Origin of the sequence: Frankia sp. Mgl5, from assembly GCF_023242985.1 — a bacterium.
Lineage (GTDB): Bacteria > Actinomycetota > Actinomycetes > Frankiales > Frankiaceae > Parafrankia > Parafrankia soli.
The window spans coordinates 1-928 of the sequence record NZ_JALKFY010000789.1; the positions used below are offsets into that span (position 1 = coordinate 1).

Below are 928 nucleotides of genomic sequence, written 5' to 3' on the forward strand. Positions count from 1 at the left end.
GGCCGGTCGACGTCACGGCGGTGGTCGGCGTGCGAGACGACGAAGGCGATCGACCCGTCCGCCGGGATGTCGCAGTCGAACAGGCACAGCGGTTCGCTGATCATCCGTGCCGCGAGGTAGTCGTCGATCGTCATCGGGTCGCGGTAGATCGCGTCCGGGTTACCGGCGGCGTTACGCCGGTCGTTCACCGCGACCCAGCCGAGCTGCTCCCGGGTGGTGCCGTAACGGTCGAAATGGTGCTGGGCCCACAGCGCGGCGAACTGCACCGGTGAACCGACCCCGTAGGTGGCCTTCCACGGCGCGGCCCCGGGGTCGGCCATCACCGCCGGGCGGCGGCCGGTGCCCTGGCTGGTCGCCTCGCCGACGGTCCGGTAGACCAGCACGTGCCGGGCGAGACCGGTGGCCACCGCGTGGGCGGCGATCCCGAGGATTCCGATGACGTTGGCGCCGTCCCCGCAGCCCAGGATCCACGACAGGTCCAGCCGCAGCAAGGTGTGGAGCTCGCCGACCCGGGGGCCACCGAAGCCGTGCGGGGCGGGGTGGTCGGGCCAGGAGGTGAGCCCGTCGACGTCGCGCGGGGTCAGACCGGCATCAGCGATGGCCGCGAGACAGGCGTCCAGAGTCAGATCCATTGCGGACCGGTTCAGCCGCCGCCCGGACGGTGACCGCCCGATGCCGGAGACGATCGCCTGGCGCTCGACGTTCACGGGACCGGCGGAGTTCATACGACCGGCCGGAACATGGGTACGAACACGTCCCCTCGCTGTTCGAAGGTCACCTCGACCTCCATACCGGTGCTGACCGCCTCGACGTCGCAGTCGACCACATTGGTCAACAGATGCAGGTCGGGCTGCTCGGCGAGCACCACCCGGGCCACGACATAGGGCGGCTCATAACCAGGGACCCACGGGCGCCGGACGACCGTGTA

General features: G+C 70.6%; 1 protein-coding gene and 1 pseudogene. Both read right to left on the bottom strand.

Features of this window, described 5'->3' with window-relative positions; genetic code table 11:
- Window positions 1-725, bottom strand: a pseudogene (locus tag MXD62_RS27655) (thiolase family protein); the annotation flags it as partial.
- A partial coding sequence (locus MXD62_RS27660) for an OB-fold domain-containing protein (protein WP_248832328.1) occupies window positions 722-928 on the bottom strand: 207 nt, incomplete at its 5' end. The pseudogene MXD62_RS27655 and the gene MXD62_RS27660, both read right to left, overlap by 4 nt.